General features: G+C 63.0%; 19 protein-coding genes. 10 read left to right on the plus strand and 9 right to left on the minus strand.

Translation table 11 applies throughout. The features are described 5' to 3' along the window. Positions 1 to 77: 77 nt before the first annotated feature. Entirely contained in the window at positions 78 to 1,043 is a 966-nt protein-coding gene (locus CS1GBM3_RS13400) for a tyrosine recombinase XerC (protein WP_072395901.1), read from the plus strand. Between the two features lie 13 nt (positions 1,044 to 1,056). Here the strand turns inward: CS1GBM3_RS13400 and lpdA are convergent, their stop codons facing one another. From lpdA to zapE, 7 genes are all read right to left on the minus strand, one after another. After that, positions 1,057 to 2,460: a dihydrolipoyl dehydrogenase gene (lpdA, locus tag CS1GBM3_RS13405; protein ID WP_072395903.1), complete on the minus strand. Its 1,404-nt coding sequence runs from the start codon at positions 2,458 to 2,460 to the stop codon at positions 1,057 to 1,059. Between the two features lie 86 nt (positions 2,461 to 2,546). Continuing rightward, positions 2,547 to 3,875 carry a 2-oxoglutarate dehydrogenase complex dihydrolipoyllysine-residue succinyltransferase gene (gene odhB / locus CS1GBM3_RS13410; RefSeq protein WP_072395905.1) on the minus strand — a complete coding sequence of 443 codons (1,329 nt, stop codon included), beginning with the start codon at positions 3,873 to 3,875 and terminating at the stop codon, positions 2,547 to 2,549. Positions 3,876 to 3,951: 76 nt separating this feature from the next. Next, positions 3,952 to 6,903, minus strand: coding sequence for a 2-oxoglutarate dehydrogenase E1 component (locus CS1GBM3_RS13415; protein ID WP_072395907.1), 2,952 nt, complete (start codon positions 6,901 to 6,903; stop codon positions 3,952 to 3,954). A 108-nt stretch (positions 6,904 to 7,011) separates the two neighbouring features. Further along, positions 7,012 to 7,911, minus strand: coding sequence for a succinate--CoA ligase subunit alpha (gene sucD / locus CS1GBM3_RS13420; protein ID WP_072395909.1), 900 nt, complete (start codon positions 7,909 to 7,911; stop codon positions 7,012 to 7,014). Between the two features lie 59 nt (positions 7,912 to 7,970). Beyond that, complete coding sequence (gene sucC / locus CS1GBM3_RS13425) at positions 7,971 to 9,170, minus strand: ADP-forming succinate--CoA ligase subunit beta (protein WP_072395911.1); 1,200 nt, start codon at positions 9,168 to 9,170, stop codon at positions 7,971 to 7,973. A gap of 133 nt (positions 9,171 to 9,303) precedes the next feature. Then, the gene (mdh, locus tag CS1GBM3_RS13430; protein ID WP_072395913.1) at positions 9,304 to 10,269 is read right to left on the minus strand and encodes a malate dehydrogenase; all 966 of its coding nucleotides are present in this window, start codon (positions 10,267 to 10,269) and stop codon (positions 9,304 to 9,306) included. Positions 10,270 to 10,499: 230 nt separating this feature from the next. After that, positions 10,500 to 11,612: a cell division protein ZapE gene (zapE, locus tag CS1GBM3_RS13435; RefSeq protein ID WP_072395915.1), complete on the minus strand. Its 1,113-nt coding sequence runs from the start codon at positions 11,610 to 11,612 to the stop codon at positions 10,500 to 10,502. 337 nt (positions 11,613 to 11,949) lie between these two features. Here zapE and CS1GBM3_RS13440 point away from each other — a divergent pair, with 337 nt between their 5' ends. Further along, positions 11,950 to 12,525: a GNAT family N-acetyltransferase gene (locus CS1GBM3_RS13440; RefSeq protein ID WP_072395917.1), complete on the plus strand. Its 576-nt coding sequence runs from the start codon at positions 11,950 to 11,952 to the stop codon at positions 12,523 to 12,525. Between the two features lie 279 nt (positions 12,526 to 12,804). After that, complete coding sequence (locus tag CS1GBM3_RS13445) at positions 12,805 to 12,999, plus strand: hypothetical protein (protein WP_072395919.1); 195 nt, start codon at positions 12,805 to 12,807, stop codon at positions 12,997 to 12,999. 136 nt (positions 13,000 to 13,135) lie between these two features. Here the strand turns inward: CS1GBM3_RS13445 and CS1GBM3_RS13450 are convergent, their stop codons facing one another. Next, positions 13,136 to 13,522: a VOC family protein gene (locus tag CS1GBM3_RS13450; protein ID WP_072395921.1), complete on the minus strand. Its 387-nt coding sequence runs from the start codon at positions 13,520 to 13,522 to the stop codon at positions 13,136 to 13,138. A 102-nt stretch (positions 13,523 to 13,624) separates the two neighbouring features. Then, complete coding sequence (locus tag CS1GBM3_RS13455) at positions 13,625 to 14,404, minus strand: succinate dehydrogenase iron-sulfur subunit (RefSeq protein WP_072395922.1); 780 nt, start codon at positions 14,402 to 14,404, stop codon at positions 13,625 to 13,627. 394 nt (positions 14,405 to 14,798) lie between these two features. On the opposite strand from CS1GBM3_RS13455, the gene CS1GBM3_RS13460 reads away from it, so the two are divergent. The 7 genes from CS1GBM3_RS13460 (at position 14,799) to CS1GBM3_RS13490 (ending at position 22,493) form a co-directional block, all read left to right on the plus strand. Then, the gene (locus CS1GBM3_RS13460; protein ID WP_244534654.1) at positions 14,799 to 15,860 is read left to right on the plus strand and encodes a substrate-binding domain-containing protein; all 1,062 of its coding nucleotides are present in this window, start codon (positions 14,799 to 14,801) and stop codon (positions 15,858 to 15,860) included. A 182-nt stretch (positions 15,861 to 16,042) separates the two neighbouring features. Continuing rightward, positions 16,043 to 17,422, plus strand: coding sequence for a phosphate ABC transporter permease subunit PstC (gene pstC / locus CS1GBM3_RS13465; RefSeq protein WP_072395926.1), 1,380 nt, complete (start codon positions 16,043 to 16,045; stop codon positions 17,420 to 17,422). Then, positions 17,415 to 19,070: a phosphate ABC transporter permease PstA gene (gene pstA / locus CS1GBM3_RS13470; protein WP_083567556.1), complete on the plus strand. Its 1,656-nt coding sequence runs from the start codon at positions 17,415 to 17,417 to the stop codon at positions 19,068 to 19,070. The genes pstC and pstA overlap by 8 nt, the downstream gene beginning before the upstream one ends. Before the next feature lie 33 nt (positions 19,071 to 19,103). Then, positions 19,104 to 19,913 carry a phosphate ABC transporter ATP-binding protein PstB gene (pstB, locus tag CS1GBM3_RS13475; RefSeq protein WP_072397499.1) on the plus strand — a complete coding sequence of 270 codons (810 nt, stop codon included), beginning with the start codon at positions 19,104 to 19,106 and terminating at the stop codon, positions 19,911 to 19,913. Positions 19,914 to 20,062: 149 nt separating this feature from the next. Next, complete coding sequence (gene phoU, locus CS1GBM3_RS13480) at positions 20,063 to 20,773, plus strand: phosphate signaling complex protein PhoU (protein WP_072395928.1); 711 nt, start codon at positions 20,063 to 20,065, stop codon at positions 20,771 to 20,773. A gap of 29 nt (positions 20,774 to 20,802) precedes the next feature. Then, entirely contained in the window at positions 20,803 to 21,498 is a 696-nt protein-coding gene (phoB, locus tag CS1GBM3_RS13485) for a phosphate regulon transcriptional regulator PhoB (protein ID WP_072395929.1), read from the plus strand. A 440-nt stretch (positions 21,499 to 21,938) separates the two neighbouring features. Then, entirely contained in the window at positions 21,939 to 22,493 is a 555-nt protein-coding gene (locus CS1GBM3_RS13490; RefSeq protein WP_139247916.1) for a hypothetical protein, read from the plus strand. Positions 22,494 to 22,574: the final 81 nt, after the last annotated feature.

The raw sequence follows: 22,574 nt of genomic DNA on the forward strand, positions 1-22,574 counted from the left end.
TAAAGTGTCGCAGAGCCACACGCGACACGACGCAAATCATTTACGATCTCTAAGCGCGAAGCAGCGACAGTCGGCCCATGGCGAAGGAAACGATCGAAGACATTCTGGATACCGACGGCGAACTGCCGCTCGCCGAGGACGTCGGCCGTGCCGCCTCCGCCTGGCGGGATCACCTCGCGCACGAGCGCGGCGTCTCCGCCGCGACGCTCACCTCCTACGAGCGCGATCTGCGCCAGTTTCTGGGCTTTTTGAGGAATGACCTCGGCCATCCGCCATGCCTCGCGGACTTGGCACGTCTCGACGTAAAGGTCGTGCGCCGCTTCCTGTCAGCGCGCCGCCGCGCGGGCGTCGCAAGTCGCTCGCTCGCGCGCACTGTATCCGCTCTGCGCACATTCTACCGGTGGCTGGAGAGCACGGATCAGCTTGCCAACCGCGCGCTGTCGCAAGTCGCGATGCCGCGCATTCCGCGCACGTTGCCGAAACCGCTGACCGTCGACAAAGCCGCCGCGCTCGTGGAAGGCGACGGCGGCCATAGCGATGACTGGATCTCGGCGCGCGACGTCGCCGTGATGCTTCTGCTCTACGGCGCTGGCCTGCGCATTTCCGAAGCTCTCGGCTTGACACGGCGCGACGCACCCGTCACCGGGCGCGATGTCCTGCGCATCACGGGCAAAGGCGACAAGGAACGACTTGTTCCGATCCTGCCCGTGACACAGCGCGCGGTGGAGCGCTATCTCGCGCTGTGTCCATATCCACTTGCGCCCGTCTCACCGCTGTTTGTCGGCGCCAAAGGCGGACCTCTGTCACCGCGCCTGATCCAGCTCGCGATTGCGCGCATGCGTGACGCGCTCGCGCTGCCCGAGACAGCAACACCGCACGCACTGCGTCACTCGTTCGCGACACACCTCCTGGCGGCCGGTGCCGACCTGCGCCAGATCCAGGAGCTGCTGGGGCACGCGTCTCTCTCGACGACACAGGTCTACACCGAGGTCGACCGCGAACGCATTCTCGCCGTCTACGACAGCGCCCACCCCCGCGCCTGAACCCCGGCCCAAATCACATATGGATCGCGCGCTTGGCGACCGCGAGCGCCGCTTCCTTGACCGCTTCAGATAGCGTCGGATGCGCATGGCACGTGCGTGCGAGATCCTCTGCAGATCCCGAGAACTCCATGATCACGGCCGCTTCCGCGATCAGCTCGCTGGCATTGGCGCCGACGATGTGCACGCCAAGAATGCGGTCCGTCTCCGCGTGCGCCAGCACCTTGACGAAGCCGTCCGTCGTCTTATTGACCTTGGCGCGCCCGTTGGCGAGGAACGGAAACTTGCCGACGGTGTACGGGACGTCTTCGGCCTTGAGCTCCTCCTCCGTCTTGCCGACAGAGGCAACCTCGGGCGACGTGTAGATCACGTTCGGGATCACGTCGTGGTTCACTCGGCCCGCTTGCCCGGCCAGAATCTCCGCCACCGCGACGCCCTCGTCCTCGGCCTTGTGCGCCAGCATCGGCCCCGGAATCACGTCGCCAATCGCATAAATGCCCGTGACGTTGGTCTCGAACTGGCCGTTGACGAGGATGCAGCCCCGCTTGTCGCGCACCACACCGATATCATCAAGCCCAAGCCCATCCGTGAAAGGCACGCGCCCGATCGAAACCAGCACGATATCCGCCGAAATCGTGTCCTGCGTGCCGCCCTTCGCCGGCTCGAGCGTCACCTCGAGGCCGCCTTCGCTGCGCTCGACCCCGACGACTTTCGTGCCGAGACGGAACGCTATGCCCTGCTTCGCATAGATGCGCTCGAGCGATTTCGCGACCTCGCCGTCCATGCCGGGCAGAATGCGGTCGAGATACTCCACTACGGTCACTGACGAACCAAGCCTGCGCCACACGGACCCGAGCTCAAGCCCGATCACGCCGGCGCCGACGACGAGCAACCGCTCCGGCACACTCGGAAACGACAGCGCGCCGGTCGACGACACAATGTCCTGCTCGTCGATCTCGATGCCGGGGAGTTTCGCCACGTCCGATCCCGTGGCGACGACGATGGAACGCGCTTCGACGATCTGCCGCCCGCCGTCGCCCGCCGTTACTTCAACCTGGCCGGCCTTCAGGATGCGGCCGGTGCCGTGGTACGCATCGATCTTGTTCTTTTTCACCAGGAACGCCACGCCATCGACGTTGCCCTTCACGCCATCGTCCTTGAACGATATCATGCGCTTGAGGTCGAGTTCGGGCGACGCCTTGATGCCCATGCGGCCGAAGCCGTGCCCCACCTCTTCGTAAAGCTCGGACGCATGCAGCAGCGCTTTCGACGGAATGCACCCAACGTTGAGACACGTGCCGCCGAACGTCGACCGCTTCTCCACCAGTGCCGTCTTGAGACCTAGCTGCGACGCGCGGATCGCACAGACATAGCCTCCCGGCCCGCTGCCGATCACGATGAGGTCGTACGGTTCCGCCATCGCCCCGCGTTTCCTTTCCGTAGTCAACCACGCCAGGCGATTGTAGCCGCTCGCCTATCCACTCAGCCCTGAGATCGGAGCACCGCCTAGAGTTCCAGGATGAACCGCTGCGGGTCCTCCAGGCACTCTTTGACGCGCACAAGGAACGTCACCGCTTCCTTGCCGTCCACCAGACGATGGTCGTAGGAGAGCGCCAGATACATCATCGGCCGTACGACGATCTCGCCGTTGCGCACCACCGGCCGCTCCTCGATGCGATGCATGCCGAGGATGCCTGACTGCGGCGCATTGAGGATCGGCGTCGAGAGCATCGAACCGTAGACGCCGCCATTCGAGATCGTGAAGGTGCCGCCCTGCATTTCCGCGATCGAGAGCTTGCCCTCGCGCGCCCGCTTGCCGAAGTCGCCGATCTTGGATTCGATCTCGGCGATCGACAGCCGGTCTGCCTCGCGGATCACGGGCACGACGAGCCCGCGGTCTGTGCCGACCGCGACGCCGATGTGGTAATAGTTCTTGAAGACGATGTCCTCTCCGTCGATCTCGGCGTTGACGGCAGGAATCTCGCGCAGCGCCTGAATGACGGCCTTCACGAAGAAGCCCATGAAGCCGAGCTTTGCGCCATGCCGCCGCTCGAAGAGCTCCTTGTATTGCGCGCGCATGCCCATCACCGCCGACATGTCGACGTCATTGAACGTCGTCAGCATCGCGGCCGTGTTCTGCGCCTCCTTGAGGCGAACGGCGATGGTCTGGCGCAGCCGCGTCATGCGCACGCGCTCTTCGCGTCCGGCTTCGCTCACCGAGGATGGCACGCGCACCTGCTGAGGTGCTGGCACCTCCCGCACGCGTTGCGCCACAGGAACCTGGATCGGAGTCGGCGCCACGGGCTCCTCTTCGTCCAAAGGCTCCGGCTCGACCTTCCGTGCCACTGCCTTGGCGACGCTGGCAACCACGTCTTCCTTGAGCACCTGTCCGCGCCGGCCTGAGCCGGTGACGTCCGCGGCCGAGAGGCCAGCCTCCGCGAGCTGCTTGCGCGCCGCGGGGCTCGGCGGTGTGCGCTCTTCTGCAGGAGCAGGCTCGGATCGCACTTCGCGCGGCGCCGAACGCTGCGGCGCAGGCGCCGTTGCTCCTGCCGCTGTCGGCTTCGACTTGGCCTTCGGCTCAGGCGCCGCCGCCGCGCCACCTTCGGCGAGCGCGCCGAGCACGGCGCCAATCGCCACCGTCGCGCCCTGATCGACAAGGATCTCCTTGAGCTGGCCCGCCGCCGGTGCCGGAACTTCGACCGTCACCTTGTCCGTTTCGAGCTCCACCAGCGGCTCGTCCACCTTGACCGCATCGCCGGGTTTCTTCAGCCATTTGCCGACTGTCGCCTCGGTCACCGACTCGCCGAGTGTCGGCACGCGGATCTCAATCGTCATCGTCGTCCCGCCTTTTCCTCGTCTACCGGCCCACCCGGCACTCCGCCTTCCGACACCGTAGACGGACTAATTTTGCTTACCCCTTGAGAGCGTCCGCCACCAGGGCCTTCTGCTCGTGAATATGCTTGCTCATGAGTCCCGTCGCCGTAGACGCGGAGGCCGCGCGCCCGGTGTAGCGCACGCGCCGCCCCGCCGGCTCGAGCCGGTCGAGCACCCAGTTGATGTTCGGCTCGATGAACGTCCAGGCTCCCATGTTCTTCGGCTCTTCCTGGCACCAGATGACCTCCGCATTCGGGAAGCGGCCGATCTCGTGCAGCAGCGCGCGCGCCGGGAACGGATAGAGCTGCTCGAGACGCAGGATATAGATGTCGTGCAGCTCCTCCGCGTCGCGCGCATCGGCGAGATCGTAGTAGACCTTGCCCGAGCAGAGCACCACGCGCTTGATCTCGGCATCCGTCTTGCGCAGGTCGTCCCACAGCACGCGATGGAACGTTGTTCCGGGGCCCATCTCATCAAGCCGCGACACTACGCGCTTGTGTCGCAACAGCGACTTCGGCGTCATAAGGATCAGCGGCTTCCTGAACTTGCGGTGAAGCTGCCGCCGCAGAACGTGGAAGTAGTTGGCGGGCGTCGTGCAGTTGGCAACCTGCCAGTTGTCCTCGGCAGAGAGCTGCAGGAAACGCTCGAGACGCGCCGAGGAATGCTCCGGCCCCTGCCCTTCGTAACCGTGCGGCAGGAGGCACACGAGCCCCGACATGCGCAGCCACTTGCGCTCGCCTGACGAAACGAACTGATCGAACACCACCTGCGCACCATTGGCGAAATCGCCGAACTGCGCCTCCCAGGCCACGAGCGCGTTTGGCTCGGAAAGGGAATAGCCGTACTCGAAACCGAGCACGGCCTCCTCCGACAGCATCGAGTTGATGACCTCGAAGCGCGCCTGGTCCGCCGAGATATGCCGGAGTGGCGTATAGCGGCGCTCGGTTTCCTGATCAATCAGCACCGAATGGCGCTGCGAGAAGGTTCCGCGCTCGCAGTCCTGGCCCGAAAGGCGCACCGGAAAGCCTTCGTTGACGAGCGTGCCGAAGGCCAGGTGCTCCGCCATCGCCCAGTCAATGCCCTCGCCCTTGGTGATCATCTCGCGACGGCGCTCGAGCAGACGCACGATAGTCTTGTGCGCCTTGAAGTCCGATGGGATCGTCGTCAGACGCTTGCCCACCTCGCGCAACGTCTCCAGAGAAACCCCGGTATTGCCACGACGCTCCTCGTCATCGGCAAGTCCGAGCTTGCTCCACCGTCCGTCGAGCCAATCCGCCTTGTTGGGCTTGTAGGACTCCGCCGCCTGCAGCTCCGTTTCGAGGAACGAGCGGAACTCGGCCTTCGTCCCCTCGACATCGTCCTCGTTGACAACGCCTTCCTTGATGAGCTGCTCCGAATAGACCTGCACCACCGTCGGATGCTTGCGGATACGATCGTACATGATTGGCTGCGTGAACGCCGGCTCGTCGGCCTCGTTGTGGCCGAAGCGGCGGTAGCAGAACATGTCGATGACCACCGGCTTCTGGAACTTCTGCCGGAACTCGGTCGCGACCTTCGCCACATGTACAACGGCTTCCGGGTCGTCGCCGTTCACATGGAAGATCGGCGCTTCGATCATGCGCGCCACGTCCGAGCAGTAGGGCGACGAGCGCGAATGGCGCGGATTGGTGGTGAAGCCGATCTGATTGTTGATGATGAAGTGAATCGAGCCGCCCGTGCGGTGACCCTTGAGACCCGATAGGCCAAAACACTCGGCGACCACACCCTGCCCCGCGAACGCGGCATCGCCATGCAGGAGCAGCGGCAGCACGGGCGTGCGATCGCCCGCCTCGACGCCGAGCTGATCCTGCTTCGCGCGCGCCTTGCCGAGCACGACGGGATCGACGATCTCGAGATGCGACGGGTTCGCCGTCAGCGACAGATGTACGGTGTTGTCGTCGAACTGACGATCCGACGAGGCACCGAGGTGATATTTGACGTCGCCAGAACCCTCCACATCGTCCGGCTTCCACGAACCGCCCTTGAACTCGTTGAAGATGGCGCGGAACGGCTTCGCCATAACGTTCGACAGCACGTTAAGGCGCCCGCGGTGCGCCATACCAATGACAATCTCTTTGACGCCGAGCTGACCACCGCGCTTGATGATCTGCTCAAGCGCCGGGACCATCGCCTCGCCGCCGTCGAGCCCGAACCGCTTGGTGCCGGTATACTTGACGTCGGCGAAGCGCTCGAACATCTCGGCTTCGATGAGCTTCCTCAGGATGGCCTTCTTGCCCATCTCGGTAAAGCGGATGTCCTTCTCCTCGCCCTCGATGCGGTGCTGGATCCAGGACTTCTGCGCTGGCGACGTGATGTGCATGAATTGATAGCCGACCTTGCGGCAGTACGTGCGCTTGAGGATGCGCAGCACCTGCCGGATCGTGGCCGTGTCGAGCCCCAGGTAGCGATCGAGGAAGATCGGCCGATCGAGGTCGGCATCCGTGAAGCCATAGGTCTCGGGCTTCAGCTCCCGATGCACCTTGCGATCGATAAGCCCTAGCGGATCGAGATCCGCCGCGAGATGTCCCATGACGCGGAAAGCGCGGATTAGCATGATCGCGCGCACGCTGTCCTGGATCGCGCGCAACGACACCGCGGGCGACAGCTCGAAACCGCCGCTCTGCGCCTTTGCCTGCAGCTTGTCGCGCAGGCCGCGCTCGACCTCGCCGTACTCGCCGGTCAGCGCAGAGACGAGCTCGCTTGGCGGATCCTGAATACGCGACAGCGGCAGCGCCCAGGAAGGCTCCTGGATGCCACCGCCGTTATGTCCGCTCTCGGATGAAGCGCGCCCGCCACCGTCGCGCAGGCTCTCGAAGAAGTGACGCCACTCGTCGCTGACGGACCCCGGGTTCTTCTCGTACTGGCTCTGAAGCTCCTCGATGTAGGGCGCATTGACGCCATACAAGAAGGACGTCTGAAGAAACTGCTCGTTGCGAGCCTGCCGTGACATCTGAAACCCCGCCAATATGACCGGCCGCCGCCGGCGATGAGGTGAGCATCACTCTCGAATTAGGCAATTCTCCGCGTTTTGGACGACACTTATATATAAGGAGCGTGATTAGCCCTTTAACACTTTAGTCAATGTGGTACCGAGCGACGCGGGGCTGTCGGCGATGGAGATGCCGGCGCGGCGCATGGCTTCCACTTTGTCCTCGGCTCGGCCCTGGCCGCCCGAGATGATAGCACCCGCGTGGCCCATGCGCCGGCCTGGCGGCGCCGTCATGCCGGCGATGAACCCGGCCATCGGCTTCTTGCGGCCCTTCTTCGCCTCGCTGACCAAAAATTCGGCAGCTTCTTCCTCGGCCGAACCGCCGATCTCACCGATCATGATGATCGAATGCGTGTCGGGATCTGCGAGGAACAGCTCGAGCACGTCGATGAACTCCGTACCCTTCACCGGATCGCCACCGATACCAACGGCCGTAGACTGACCAAGTCCCGCATCTGTCGTCTGCTTCACGGCTTCATACGTGAGCGTGCCCGAGCGCGAGACGATCCCCACGGTGCCCTTCTTGAAGATGTTGCCCGGCATGATGCCGATCTTGCACGCCTTGGGCGTCAGCACGCCGGGGCAGTTCGGCCCAATGAGCCGCGACTTCGAGCCGGCTAGCGCGCGCTTCACCTTGACCATGTCGAGCACCGGAATGCCCTCGGTGATGCACACGATGAGCGGGATCTCCGCATCGATCGCCTCGAGAATGGCATCAGCCGCGAACGGCGGCGGCACGTAGATGGCTGAGGCCGTGGCACCGGTCTTGGCCTTGGCCTCGAGCACGGTGTTGAACAGCGGCAGATCGGCAAGCTCGGGGTCAGCCGGCGTGGTGCCGCCTTTGCCCGGCGTCACGCCGCCGGCCACCTTGGTGCCGTAGCTGCGTGCCTGCTTGGTGTGGAAGGTTCCCTGGCTGCCGGTGAGGCCCTGGCAGATCGTGACGGTGGACGCGTCGACGAGAATGGACATGTCGTCTCTCTATTTCCCGGATATTCGAAAGATATAGGACCGCGCTACGAGCAGCGGACCTACGCGGCAGCCTTGATGGCGTTGGTGATCTTCGCGGCGGCGTCGGCGAGGTCGTCGGCCGGCACGATCTTGAGCCCACTCTTGGCCAGGATCTCCTTGCCGAGATCGACGTTCGTGCCCTCGAGCCGAACGACGAGCGGCACCGTGATCGCCATCTCGCGCGCCGCAGCCACGATGCCCTCGGCGATGATGTCGCAACGCATGATGCCGCCGAAGATGTTGACCAGGATGCCCCGCACCGACGGATCCGACAGGATGATCTTGAAGGCTGCCTCGACCTTTTCCTTCGAGGCACCGCCGCCGACATCGAGGAAGTTCGCGGGCTCGGCGCCATAGAGCTTGATGATGTCCATGGTCGCCATCGCAAGACCGGCGCCGTTGACCATGCACCCGATGGTGCCGTCGAGCTTGATGTAGGAGAGCTCGTGCTTGGCCGCCTCGATCTCCATCGGATCTTCCTCGGTCTCGTCGCGCAGCGCGAGAACGTCGGGATGGCGGAACAGCGCATTGCCGTCGAAGCTGACCTTGGCATCGAGGCACACGAGCTGCCCTTCCGCCGTGACGACCAGCGGATTGATCTCGAGCAGGCTCACATCCTTCTCGCTGAGGAAGCGGTAGAGCCCGGAGATCAGCTTGTTCGCGGCCTTGACCTGATCGCCCTTGAGACCCAGCGCGAACGCGATCTTGCGGATGTGGAACGGCTGTAGCCCGGTCGCAGGATCGACGGTGAGCGTCAGGATCTTGTCCGGCGTATCGTGGGCCACCTTCTCGATGTCCATGCCGCCCTCGGTAGAGGCGATGAACGCGATGCGAGAGGACGCGCGATCGACCAGCGCCGAGAGGTACAGCTCGCGCGCGATGTTGACCGAATCCTGGATGTAGAGGCGCCGCACCGTACGGCCCGCGGCCCCTGTCTGAACCGTGACCAGCGTCCGGCCCAGCATCTGCTCGGCGAGCTGGCGGGCCTCAGCCGGCGACTTGGCGAAGCGTACGCCACCCTTCTCGCCGGCCTCGGGCTCCTTGAACTTGCCCTTGCCGCGGCCGCCGGCATGGATCTGTGCCTTGACGACGATGGTCGGTGTCGAGATCTCTGCGGCAGCCTTTTCGGCTTCCTCAGGCGTGAATGCGGCGAAGCCTGTTCCGACCTCTACGCCGTACTTGGCGAGAAGCTCTTTGGCCTGGTGCTCGTGGATATTCATGGTAGCGCGTAATCCCCTCGGGCAGAAAGTAAAATGGGGACGCGTCGGGAGGGCCGAGCGGCCAGGGGGCGGCCGCACCGTAACAAAGAGAACCCGTCCGTACCCCGCGTCGGCTGGAAGCAGTCGGGCGCCGTTAAGCGCCGAGCTGCGGGTTGATCTTGATGCAGGCGTCGACCAGACCCTTCACGGATTCGATCGACTTCATGAGCATTGAACGCTCGGCGGAGTTGAGGTCGATCTCGACCACGCGCTCCGTCCCGCCTTCGCCGATGATAACCGGCACGCCCACATACAATCCCTTAACACCGTATTCCCCGTTCAGGTACGCGGCGCATGGCAGCACGCGCTTCTTGTCCTTGAGGAAGCTCTCGGCCATGGCGATGGCCGAGGAGGCAGGCGCGTAGTAGGCTGAGCCGGTCTTGAGCAAGGCCACGATCTCGCCGCCGCCCTTGCGCGTGCGGTCGACGATCTGATCGAGCCGCTCCTGGCGGATCCAGCCCATCTTGACGAGGTCAGGCAGCGGGATGCCGCCGACCGACGAATAGCGCACGAGTGGCACCATGTCGTCGCCGTGCCCGCCGAGCACGAACGCCGAGACGTCCTCCACCGAAACCCGGAATTCCTCGGCCAGGAAGTGGCGGAAGCGGGCCGTGTCCAACACGCCGGCCATACCGACCACCATGTTGCGCGGCAAGCCCGAGGCCTTCTGCAGGGCCCACACCATCGCGTCGAGCGGGTTGGTGATGCAGATCACGAAGGCATTGGGCGCGTACTTGCGGATGCCGGCGCCAACCTGCTCCATGACCTTGAGATTGATGCCGATCAGATCGTCACGGCTCATGCCCGGCTTGCGCGGCACGCCGGCGGTGACGATGCACACGCTCGCACCCTCGATATCGGCGTAGGCATTGGTGCCCTTGAGGATGGAGTCGAACCCTTCCACGGCCCCGGACTGCGCGATGTCGAGCGCCTTACCCTGCGGCAGGCCCTCGGCGATATCGAAAATCACCGCATCGCCCAGCTCCTTGAGGCCGATGAGGTGGGCCAGCGTGCCGCCGATCATACCGCCGCCGATCAACGCGATCTTCGTCCGCGCCATGAACCATTTCTCCCTGGAGGCTGTGGCCCTGATCCGGGCCTGATTATGCTTGAACGCGCATGTCTGGAATGAGGTGAACGTCCCATGGTTGCATGGCCGGCTCACCTCCGGCACGAGGAAACAAGGGCTTTGGTAGGACGAAACGGAGGAGCGCTCAAGTCAAACGAAAGACCCAATTCCCCTTTGCGACGAAAGCAGGCAGAGGCCTGCCCCGAGGCGGGCCAAACCGCTCAATCCCCGGACGGGGACCACCCATTCCGCGCCAGATAGGCCTCGCTGCGCATCTCCATGAGGCGTGAGGCGGTACGCTCGAACAAAAATGCCCCATCCCCGTCGGGATAAAGCCGGGCCGGCTCGGCCTCTGCCGAGACGATAAGGCAGTTGCGGTTGTCGTAGAGGGTATCGATGAGATGCACGAGCCGCCGCGCCTCGTTACGCCGCTCTGGCGTCAGCATCGGGATTCCCTCGAGCACGATGGTATGGAACGCATGCGCAATGTGGAGGTAATCGGTGGCGCCGAGGGGCTTCTCGCAGAGATCCCCGAACGTGAAGCGCGCAACCCCCATCGAGGCCAGCGGCACCGGCACATGCCGACCCTTGACCTCGAGCGAAGCCGGAGCCCCCGGGTGATGTCCGGTGAGCCGCGTCCAGTGCGCCTCGATCTCGGCCGCCGCGCGTGCATCGCACGGGCTGAAGTAGAGGCAGCGCCCGGCAAGCTTCTCGAGACGGAAATCCTTAGCCGACTTCAGTTCCAAAACATCCATGTGCTCTTCGATGAGAGCAATGAATGGCAGGAAGAGCTGGCGGTTTAGGCCATTCCAATAGAGCCGCTCAGGCTGCGCGTTGGAAGTTGCAACCACCACCACGCCCCGCGCCAACAGAGCCTTGAACAGTCGCGACAGGATCATCGCATCCGCGATGTCAGTCACGGTCAGCTCGTCGAAGCAGAGAAGCCCGGCCTCCGCCGCGATCTCGGCCGCAACAAACGGGATCGGATCGCCATCTGTCGTCGCACGCCCGCGCTGGATGCGCTCGTGCACATCGCCCATGAACTCGTGGAAATGCACACGCCGTTTGGGAGCGAAGCTGACTGTCTCATGGAACAGGTCCATGAGCATGGTTTTGCCGCGACCGACGGCGCCATGCAGATAGACGCCACGCGGCGGCGGCATCCGAGGGCGAAAGATCGCCGAGAAGAAGCCGCTGCGCCCCGCGGCACTCCAGTGCACAAGCTCCTCGGCAAGCCGATCGAGCCGCTGGGCGGCCTCCCGCTGCGCACCGTCCGCCTCGATCTCGCCCAGCGCAACGCGCCGCTCGTACTGCCCCAGAACCGATTCCGCCATGCTTGCCCCAACGCCTCGGCCCCGAAACTGCCAGAAAGCCTCGCGTCTTGCGACGGCCTCGCGTCGGATAGCTGGTCACACACAGACCTAATGTTGCATTAACCACAACCCAGCCCGGCGTTTTTTGCAGTGCAATGTTGCAAACCATTCACTGCACCGGAAAAAACCCAATAAGGCAATACGTACGGACACTTATTTGGCGTATTGTGCGGCGCACAAGGACACCCTATATCCGGAGCGCCGGACAGTCATCCGGCCGAACCGCAAGAGACGCGCGATGCAGCTCCGAGGGGAAAAGCATCGCGGGCCCTGCGGTTCAGATTGGAGGGCAACCGTTATGAGTGAGCATGCGCGTGCCAGCGGCACCATCCGCAAGCTCTGGCCACATGAGCAAGGCCTGTTTCGTGAGCATCTGATGCGCTTGGACAAGGCGAGCCGCATGGCGCGCTTTGCGCACGGCGTCTCGGACGCCTTCATCGAAGAATACGCGAGCCACATGACCGACGCGGGCTCGACCGTCTTCGCCTATATCGAGGACGGGGAGGTGCGCGCGGCTGCCGAGCTGAAGAAGCTTGGCGACACTTGGGGCCGCGAGGCAGAAGCGGCGTTCTCGGTCGAGGCGGCCTATCAGGAGCACGGGATTGGCACCGAGCTGATGGGCCGCGTCATCCGCGCCGCCCGCAACCGCGGCGTCCATCTCCTTTATATGAGCTGCCTCGCAACCAACGCGAAGATGCAGGCCATCGCCCGCAAGTATGAAGCCGATTTGCGGTTCGAGCTCGGCGAGGTGATCGGCGAGATCGTCCCGCAGGAACCGAACTACTTCTCACTGCTTGCCGAGGCCGTCGAGGATCGCGTCGGCTTCATGATGGCCGTTCTCGACCTGCAGCGCCGCGTCGTGAAAGCGGCCTGACGCGATTCAATCGACGCGTTTTCTCCCTCACCTGAGTCCGTTTTGCGGTGCGACGGCTCCAATTTCGGAGTCGATTTGCGCTGCACATTGCTGAGATGGAGTCGAGCAAGACATCCTAGAGTCTTAGAATCTCGACGAAATTGTTGAAATCACGCCACACTTTTTGTCGAATGCCGAAAAATCGGCAAGCTGAATCCATTTTGCATGTCAACAAAATGATCGAACTTGCGCATGATTTTTTTGTTCCGAAATGATTCGGACATAGAGGGAGAGATACCAATGGCTAAGACTGTGAAGAAAGCTCCGGCTCGCAAGGCCGCGAAGAAGCCCGCTGCTCGCAAGGCTGCGAAGCCCGCCGCGCGCAAGACCGCCCGCAAGACGACCGCTCGCAAGACGACCGTGCGCAAGCCGGCCGCTCGCAAGCCGGCCGCTCGCAAGGCGAAGCCCGCCGCGAAGAAGCGCAAGGCCGCGTAACAGCGCGCACTGCCCTACCCGCCCCTGTCTGGGCAACAGGGCGGGTGTTGGCAGGGTCTCAATCGAGACGGTTTCCGACTTGAAGACCGGTGGCAGCGAGACGCGCCATCGGTCTTGTCGTTTCTGGAGGGCGAGCCTACTCCGGCAAGTGGCTCACGGCTTCGATATTGTGGCCATCTGGGTCGAGCGCAAAAGCCCCGTAGTAGTTGGCGTGATAGTGGGGCCTCAGCCCCGGCGCGCCGTTATCCTTGGCGCCTGCCGCAAGCGCCGCCTCGTAGAAGGCCCGCACTTGCGCCCTGTCCACCGCCGCGAAAGCCACGTGCAGCCGCCCGGTGAAAGGGATTCCTGTCCCGATCCAGAATTGCGGACGCGTGGCGCCGAACCCGGCGTAACCCGCCGGCCCGCCCTCGTCCGACAGGTCCATCTCGAGCAGGAGTCTAATCCCAAGCGGCGCCAGCACGGCGGCATAGAAGATTTTCGATCGCTCGAAGTCGGAGACAGGAAGCCCGATGTGGTCGATCATTGAGAGCCATTCTCCTGGCCGAGCCTGACATCGGACCGCGAGCATCGCGCCTGCGAGCCGAACCTTCTTCTATACGAGAGCTTCCGATCCAAAACTGCGAGTCTACACCCGCCGCTGCACCATGAGCTTCTTGAGCTCGGCGATGGCAAGCGCGGGCTTGAGACCCTTCGGACAGGCCTTCACGCAATTCATGATCGTATGGCAGCGGTAGAGGCGGAACGGATCCTCGAGATTGTCTAGCCGTTCGCCGGTCGCCTCATCGCGGCTGTCGATTACCCAGCGATAGGCCTGCAGCAGCGCCGCCGGCCCGAGATAGCGGTCGGAATTCCACCAGTAGCTAGGACACGACGTCGAGCAGCAGGCACAGAGGATGCACTCGTAGAGACCGTCGAGCTTCTCGCGATCCTCGCGCGACTGCTTCCACTCCTTGGGCGGCGTCGCGGTTTCCGTCTTGAGCCACGGCTCGATGGACTGGTGCTGCGCGTAGAAGTTCGTGAGATCCGGAACCAGATCCTTGACCACTTTCATATGCGGCAGCGGGTAGACCTTGACCGCCCCTTTGACCTCGTCGAGCCCCTTGAGGCAGGCGAGATCGTTGGTGCCGTCGATGTTCATGGCGCAGGAACCGCAGATGCCTTCCCGGCAGGAGCGGCGGAAGGTCAGCGTTGGATCGATCTCGTTTTTGATCTTGATGAGCGCATCGAGCACCATCGGCCCGCACTGCTCTTCGTTGACCCAATACGTGTCGATACGCGGCGTCTCTTCCTCGTCCGGGTTCCAGCGGTAGATCCGGAACTCGCGCCATTTGCCGGCGAGGTCCGGTGCGTTCCAGGTTTTGCCCACGCGGATCTTGGAGTTCTTGGGAAGCGTGAGCTGAACCATGGCGTGCGGCGCCTCGCGATAGACGGAAGGAAATTAAGGGTATTGCTTTTCATGAGACTGCGACGGAGGCCTGTCAACGCCTCGTTGTGCGCACATCATGCGGTGCTTTAGCCTAATCCCTCAGAGAGTTGCGCGGAGACGGAAACCGCGCCGCCGGCTTGAGTTACGCATCGTGCCAAGGCCCGCGGAATGGTTTTAAGCTCCCTCCACTGAGGGGTTTCTACCGAATTGAGATAACTCAAATTATATAAGCAAAAACAAATAGTTGAATTGTCATAAATCCACAGCCTCAAAGGTCTAGAAGGAACCCGCCGGGGGGTTCAGTCCCGGGAAGCAGAGCGCAGGCGGAGGGCCACGCTCTATGCAAATGTCCACGAGACAATGGAGATTTAGCGTGAACACAAAGTTCATCGCCTTCACGGCGGCTTCTGCCGTCGCTATGGCTGCGTTCGCTGGTGCGGCATCGGCGCGCGAGATCAAGATCGTCGGCTCCTCGACAGTGTTCCCCTACACGCAGGCTGTTGCCGAGGAGTTCGCCAAGAAGGGTGGTACGGCTCCGACCGTCGAATCGACCGGTACGGGCGGCGGCATGAAGATCTTCTGCCAGGGCATCGGGGAGGGTCATCCCGACCTGACCGGCGCCTCCCGCGCAATGAAGAAGTCGGAGTGGGAACTCTGCGAGAAGAACGGCGTCACGGACGTGACCGAGCTCCTCCTCGGCTATGACGGCCTCTCCGTTGCCAACTCGCGTAAGGGCAAAAAGATCGACGTCACCAAGGAGCAGCTCTACAAGGCCCTGGCTGCCAAGGTGCCGGTTGACGGCAAGCTCGTTGCCAACACTTACAAGAAGTGGTCGGAGATCGACTCGTCGCTCCCGGAAATCGCCATCATTGCTTATGGCCCGCCCCCGACCTCCGGCACGCGCGACGCCTTCGTCGAACTCGTCTTCCACGAGGTCTGCGAAAAGTCCAAGGAGGGCTATTGGGCCGATACGAAGAAGTCCGCCAGCAAAGAGGACTTCGGCAAGATGCTCAAGGAAGACTGCACCGCGATGCGCACCGACGGCCCCTTCATCGAAGCGGGTGAGAACGACAACCTGATCGTTCAGCGTCTTGAGGCGGATGCGAATGCCGTCGGCATCTTCGGCTACTCGTTCCTGTTCGAGAACCAGGATAAGCTGCAGGCTCTGACGATCGGCGGCGTCGAGCCGTCCATGGAGACCATCGCCTCGGGCGACTACGGCATCTCGCGTCCGCTGTTCATCTACATCAAGAACCCGCACCGCAAGGTGATCAAGGGCATGGACGACTTCGTCAAGGAGTACGTCAGCGACGAGGCTATGAGCAAGGACGGCTACCTCTCCGAGCGCGGACTCGTCGCTCTTGACGAGGCGAAGCTCAAGGAAGTTCAGGAAGCCGCCCTCAACGCCAAGGGCATGAACGTCCCGACGAACTAAGACGGGTTCCCCGACAGGGCGTCCGGATCCGCATCGTCGGATCCGGCGCTCTTCGGGTCTTTATTGAAGCCGCGAGAGCAATAAGACGAAGCTCTTGTGTGCGTGAAATTACGAGTTCCGACTGCTTGGACCCCCGCATTGGGTTTTCTTGAGAGTCGGGCCAAGAGCGGGATGCGCCCGGAATGCTCAGCTACGTTTTTCTGGCCTTGTTGCTTCTGGTTTTGACCGGTTTCTTCCTGGGCCGCCGCAAGGCCACTGGGGTCGCCGCGTCGGAAGACACCAGACTACATTCGCTCGCCGGCTACCACGGCTGGTTCGTCGCCGCATGGATAGGGATCCCATCGTTCCTCCTTGTCCTTCTCTGGCTTCTGTTTCAGGGAACAGTGATCGACTGGCTCCTTGTCGGCAGTCTACCGCCGGAGCGCGTCGAAGGTCTCGACAAAGGCCGCCTCGCGCTTCTGGTCAGTGAGATCAAGTCGGTTGCGGCCGGAAACGTGTTTGGCAAGCCGGACGAACTCGTGCTGGCCGCCGCCGAGCGCTACAACGCCTGGCTGGCGATTGCCCGCGCGGCCATGGTCGCGTTTGCCATCTCGCTGGCCCTCGCCGCGTTGGTGCTCGCGCGATCGCGCATCTCGACGCAGTTCCGCGCTCGCAACAACGTCGAGACGATCATGAGCGGCCTTATGATCGCTTGCTCTCTCATCGCGATCCTGACGACGCTCGGTATCGTCATCTCGCTGCTTTACGAATCCCTCCGCTTTTTCGATCGCGTGTCGCCCATCGAGTTTCTGACCGGCCTGAATTGGGAGCCTCAGATTCCGATCCGTGAGGGCCAGGTGACTGCGGGCGGCGCTTTCGGAGCCATCCCGGTTTTCGTCGGTACGCTTCTGATCGCCGTCATCGCCATGGCCGTCGCAACGCCCATCGGGCTGCTCGCCGCCGTCTATCTGACCGAATACGCCACCAGCAAGTTTCGCGCGATCATCAAGCCCGTTCTCGAGATTCTCGCCGGCATTCCGACGGTCGTCTACGGGTTCTTCGCAGTGCTGACTGTGGCTCCGGCAATGCGCAATTTCGGGCAGTTTGTCGGCGTCGATATCGCCCCCAACAGCGCATTTGCCGCCGGCGCCGTCATGGGCATCATGCTCATTCCTTTCATTTCGTCATTCTCCGACGATGCCATCTCCGCCGTGCCGCAGTCCCTGCGGGATGGCTCCTACGGTCTTGGCGCAACCAAGGGCGAGACGATAACGAAGGTGCTGCTGCCCGCCGCTCTGCCGGGAATCATGGGTGGCATCCTGCTCGCAGCGAGCCGCGCGATCGGCGAGACCATGATCGTGGTCATGGCGGCCGGTATCATTGCGTCGCTGACGCTGAACCCGCTTGAACCAGTCACCACCGTGACCGTGCAGATTGTCACGTTGCTGATCGGCGATACCGAGTTCGACAATCCGAAGACGTTGGCAGCGTTTGCGCTTGGCTTGGTTCTATTCCTCGTAACGTTGCTGCTCAACATCATCGCGCTCAGGATCGTACAAAAGTATCGGGAACAATATGACTGACACGACGGCAGCACCCATTGGGATGCAAGGGCGGCACGATTGGAACTCAGCTGACACTAGGCGGCGCGTGCGCCGTCGTTATGCAGCGAACCGGCGTCTCCAGATATACGGTCTCGGAGCTATCGGGTTTGCAATCCTGCTGCTCGGTACACTGTTTTCCTCTCTGATCTTCACCGGCTACGTAGCATTCACCACAACCAAGGTGAAACTCGCCGTGCACCTCGATGCGGGCGATATTGATCCGGCAAAGCCCGAGAGTGCAAACTACCGCAAGCTCACACGCGATGCGTTCCTCGCCTATTTCCCCGGGGTGAGCGGTCAGAAGGAGCAGAGAGATCTCCAAAAAATTCTCAGCTCCGGCGCGCCCTATATTGTTCGCGACTATATAGTCGCGAACAAAGGTGACATCGGCAACGTCGCAACGATTACCGTCCCGCTTTCTGATCCCTACGACCAACTCTACAAAGGCGTGATCCCCTCGCATATTGAGGCACTGAGTTCCGGCGCGATCGAGCGCTTCGACCGTCTGAAGGCACGCGGCGTCGTGAACGTGGACAACGGTGTCGGCCGCGTGCGGCTTGAGATGTTCATCAATCCGGCGGACATACCCGATGGAGACGTCGGCGCCGGCGACTATCAGCGCATGATCAACGAGGCGCTGCAGAGCTATTTCCCGGGCACGCCGTTCGAAGCTATCCGCAATATCATGTCCTCTGACGCGGCGACGGTTGTGAAGGAGCGCGTTGCGGCAGATCCTCAATTGATCGGCAAGACGATCGCTGTCGATCTGCCGCTCTCGGAGCATTACGACTCGCTGGCGCGCACCGGCAAGGCAATGATGCTCAACCCGCGTTTCTCGTCTCCAAAGGAGATCGAATGGTTCGAGAGCCTCAAGGAGCGCGGACTTCTTGCCTCGCCGTTTAGCTGGGAGATCTTCTTCAATCCGGACAGCCGCTTCCCCGAGCTTGCAGGTCTTGCCGGCGCCCTCACGGGCTCATTCCTGGCGTTGCTGGTGTGCTTCCTGCTGAGCTTCCCGGTAGGCATCGCAACCGCTTTCTATCTGGAGGAGTTTGCCCCGAAGAACCGCTGGAGCGATCTGATTGAGGTCAACATCAACAATCTTGCTGCTGTCCCATCGGTAGTGTTCGGCTTGCTCGGCCTCGCAGTGTTCCTCGGCGCATTCGGGATGCCGCGCTCGGCGCCGATCGTAGGCGGCATGGTGCTGTCTCTGATGACGCTTCCGACCATCATCGTCGCGACACGCGCGGCGTTGAAGGCCGTCCCGCCCTCCATCCGCGAGGCGGGGTACGGCATTGGCGCCTCCAAGCATCAGGTCATGCTGCATCACGTGTTACCGCTAGCCATGCCGGGAATTCTGACCGGCACGATCATTGGACTCGCTCAAGCCCTCGGGGAAACGGCGCCACTGCTGCTGATCGGAATGAACGCATTCATTCCCAGCATCGAGAATATGGGTCTTCTTCAGCCGGCCACGGCCCTGCCGACGCAAATCTTCTCATGGGCGGATAGCCCTGAAAGAGGCTTCGTGAGCCGCACCTCGGCGGCGATCCTGATCCTGCTCGCGTTCCTGATAACCATGAACGCCATCGCGATTTATCTGCGCAACAAGGTTGAGCGCAAGTGGTAGCAACATCCGTATTCGAGAGAGGTTCCTATGGACATGACAATTTCCACTGAGGCCTATTCGCGTGCGCCTGCACAGGAGGCCGAATACGGGCCCAAGATCGCCGCGCGCGATGTCAACGTCTTCTATGGCGAGAAACACGCCCTGAAGAGCGTCACTGTCGATATCCCCGATCGCGGAGTGATGGCCTTCATCGGCCCGTCCGGCTGTGGCAAGTCGACGTTCCTGCGCTGCATCAACCGCATGAACGACACCATCCCGATCTGCCGCGTTACGGGTAAGATCACCATCGACGACCAAGACATCTACGATCCGTCGCTCGACGTCGTGCAGCTGCGCGCGCGCGTCGGCATGGTGTTCCAGAAGCCGAACCCGTTCCCCAAGTCCATTTACGAGAACGTCGCCTACGGCCCGCGCATTCACGGCCTCGCGTCGTCCAAAGCCGAACTCGACCAGATCGTGCAAAAGAGCCTTGAGCGGGCGGCGCTTTGGACCGAGGTCAAGGATCGCCTGAACGATCCCGGCACCGGCCTTTCGGGTGGTCAGCAGCAGCGCCTCTGCATCGCGCGCGCCGTCGCCGTAAGCCCCGAGGTCATCCTGATGGACGAGCCGTGCTCGGCGCTCGATCCCATCGCCACCGCCAAGGTCGAAGAGCTGATCGACGAGCTGAAGAGTAATTTCTGCATCGTCATCGTCACCCACTCGATGCAGCAAGCGGCCCGCGTATCGCAGCGGACGGCATTCTTCCATCTCGGAGTCCTTGTCGAGGAAGGTGAGACCACCGACATTTTCACCAACCCGAAGGACCAGCGCACGCAGGACTACATCACCGGCCGCTTCGGCTAGCCAGAGAGCGCCCGGGAGACCGTCCAATGACGACCGAACGCAGAACCCTATTGTCCGGCTTCACGCCGTGGCGTGGATCCCGATCCGCCTCCAAGGGATCCTTAAGTGACATTGCCGTGGCCGCCGGGCCCAAAGGAGAACAAGAGTCCATGAACGAGCATATCGTGAAGTCCTACGAGGAAGAGCTGGCCCTCCTCGACAGGAAGATCGCCCAGATGGGCGGCCTCGCCGAGCACATCCTCGGCGAGTCGCTCGACGCACTGGAGCGCCGCGATCCACGCCTCGCCGAGCAGGTCGTCACGACTGACAAACAGATCGACCAGCTCGAGCGCGACATCGAGGAGCAGGTGATCTCCATGATCGCCCGCCGTCAGCCACTGGCCGACGACCTGCGCCACGTCATGGCGGCTCTGCGCATCACGGGCGACCTCGAGCGCGTCGGCGACCTCGCAAAGAACATCGCCAAGCGCGCCCTAGCGATCGCCGATGAATCGCACCCCAAACCGCTGATGACCGGACTGCGCCACATGGGCGAGCTGGCTCTCGCGCAGCTCAAGGACGTGCTCGACGCCTATTCGGCGCGCAATGCCGACCGGGCTTTGGCGGTCTGGCGCGGAGACGAGAAGATCGACTCGATGTACAATTCGCTGTTCCGCGAGCTCCTGACCTACATGATGGAGGATCCGCGCAACATCGGCCTGTCGACGCACCTCCTGTTCGGCGCCAAGAACATCGAGCGCGTCGGCGACCACACGACCAACATCGCCGAGACCATCCACTTCCTCGTCAAGGGCGTGAACATCGCCGACGACCGCCCGAAGGGCGACGACACAAGCTCAACTCTCTTCTCGAAGGATTGAGCCGGTAATTCGAGGCAAGCGAACGAACGATGACGGCAAAAATACTTCTGATCGAGGACGAAGCGCCTCTGGCGGAGATGCTGCGCTACAATCTGGAAGCCGAGGGCTTTCGCGTCTCGCACGCGGAGAACGGCGAGGAGGCGGAGCTCTTGGTCGCGGAGGAGAAGCCGGACCTGCTCGTGTTGGACTGGATGCTGCCTGGCGTTTCAGGCATCGAGATCTGCCGGCGCATGCGGGCGCGGATGGAGACCAAGTCCATCCCGATCGTCATGCTGACCGCCCGCGGCGAAGAGGGAGACCGCATCCGCGGTCTCTCCACCGGCGCAGACGATTATGTCGTGAAGCCCTTCTCGCTCCCCGAGCTGATGGCCCGCGTGAAAGCAATCCTCCGTCGCTCGGCCCCCGACCGCATGGCGGACATTCTGCGCTTCGCCGACATCGAGCTCGACCGCCCCGCGCACAAGGTCACGCGCGGCCTGCGCGAGGTGCACCTCGGCCCCACCGAGTTCCGCCTGCTCGAGTTCCTGATGGAGAGCCCTGGCCGCGTACTGTCGCGCGCCCAGCTTCTCGACGGCGTTTGGGGCCGCGACGCCTATGTCGACGAGCGGACAGTCGACGTCCACGTCGGCCGCCTGCGCAAGGCACTGATCCGCGGTAAGGAGCGCGACCCGATCCGCACCGTGCGCGGCTCCGGCTACGTCTTCGGCGAACGCAGCAACGGCTAAGTCCTCGGCGGGCGCGCCTGAACCTGATGCGCGCCCCAGGCCTCACGCTTGCCGTGCCTGCCCCGCGCGCCGGCGCCCCAACCATAAGCCACAAAAAAATTATTCCCGGTCGCGCGATGCGTACCTCGCCGCGTTGCGATGCCGCACCATCGCGCACGCGCCAGAACCCAGAACGAAATCGAAAAAACTGAAGGCAATGCGAGACAGATACGCCCGAACCTTCACATCGATCTTCAAAAGCGCAGCCCCAAACTTTTAGCGCCCAATATGCGCCTGCCACCCGCAAGCCCGCCCATGCCGGGGGTCAACGCAAACACTTGCTTAACCGTCTTAGCGCCTAAATGGCCCGCAACAACACGACGGGGAGCGGGCTCCAAAGCCCGCTCCGAAAGAAGGACAAGAGACGCATGCGCTTCCCCCAAAACGCTCGACCGAACGTCATGCCCAGGGAGGAAAAGGAAGCGCGGCTGCGGGCCTTCATCACCAACCATCTGGACAGCCACCGCGCTTCGGGCGTCGCGCCCGGCGTGACTACCTATCGCCTGCTGGCGCTGTCGTCCGAGAGCCCCGTCGCCCGCGCCTTCGCTGAGCTCGCCCCGGAAATCACTGCCGCGGGTATAAGCATGCAGGCCGTGCTCACGCGCCGGGATAGCCAGGCGATGCCCGAGGGAATCGACTGCCGCTTCGTGACCGACGTTCGCGTGCTCGACGCCCACGAGCAGCTCGTGCTCGACCGGGCCACGGCTTGGCTTGGCGACTGCATGCGCCGCGATCCTCTGAAGCGCGACGCCTACGAACTCTATTCCGACAGCCCCGTCACCGCGGGTTACGCCAGCCGCTCGTTCACCCAGATCTGGGATGCGGCTGGCCCCATGGGTAGCCTCGCCTCCGAGCGCCGCTGGACGAGCCTGCGTCAGGCGAGCCTGTTCGACCCGATGCTGATCGCCGGCGCCGAGGCGATGGTGGCGCAGCGCACGCTCCCGATCCGCCACTGATCCGACCAATCTCCGCTCCGTGCGTCACCGGGCCCTCGGACCGCGAAAACCGGGCCTCCCGACCCCATCTGGGCCGTCCGA

The organism is Hyphomicrobium sp. CS1GBMeth3, assembly GCF_900117455.1.
In the GTDB taxonomy this organism is placed as follows: domain Bacteria; phylum Pseudomonadota; class Alphaproteobacteria; order Rhizobiales; family Hyphomicrobiaceae; genus Hyphomicrobium_C.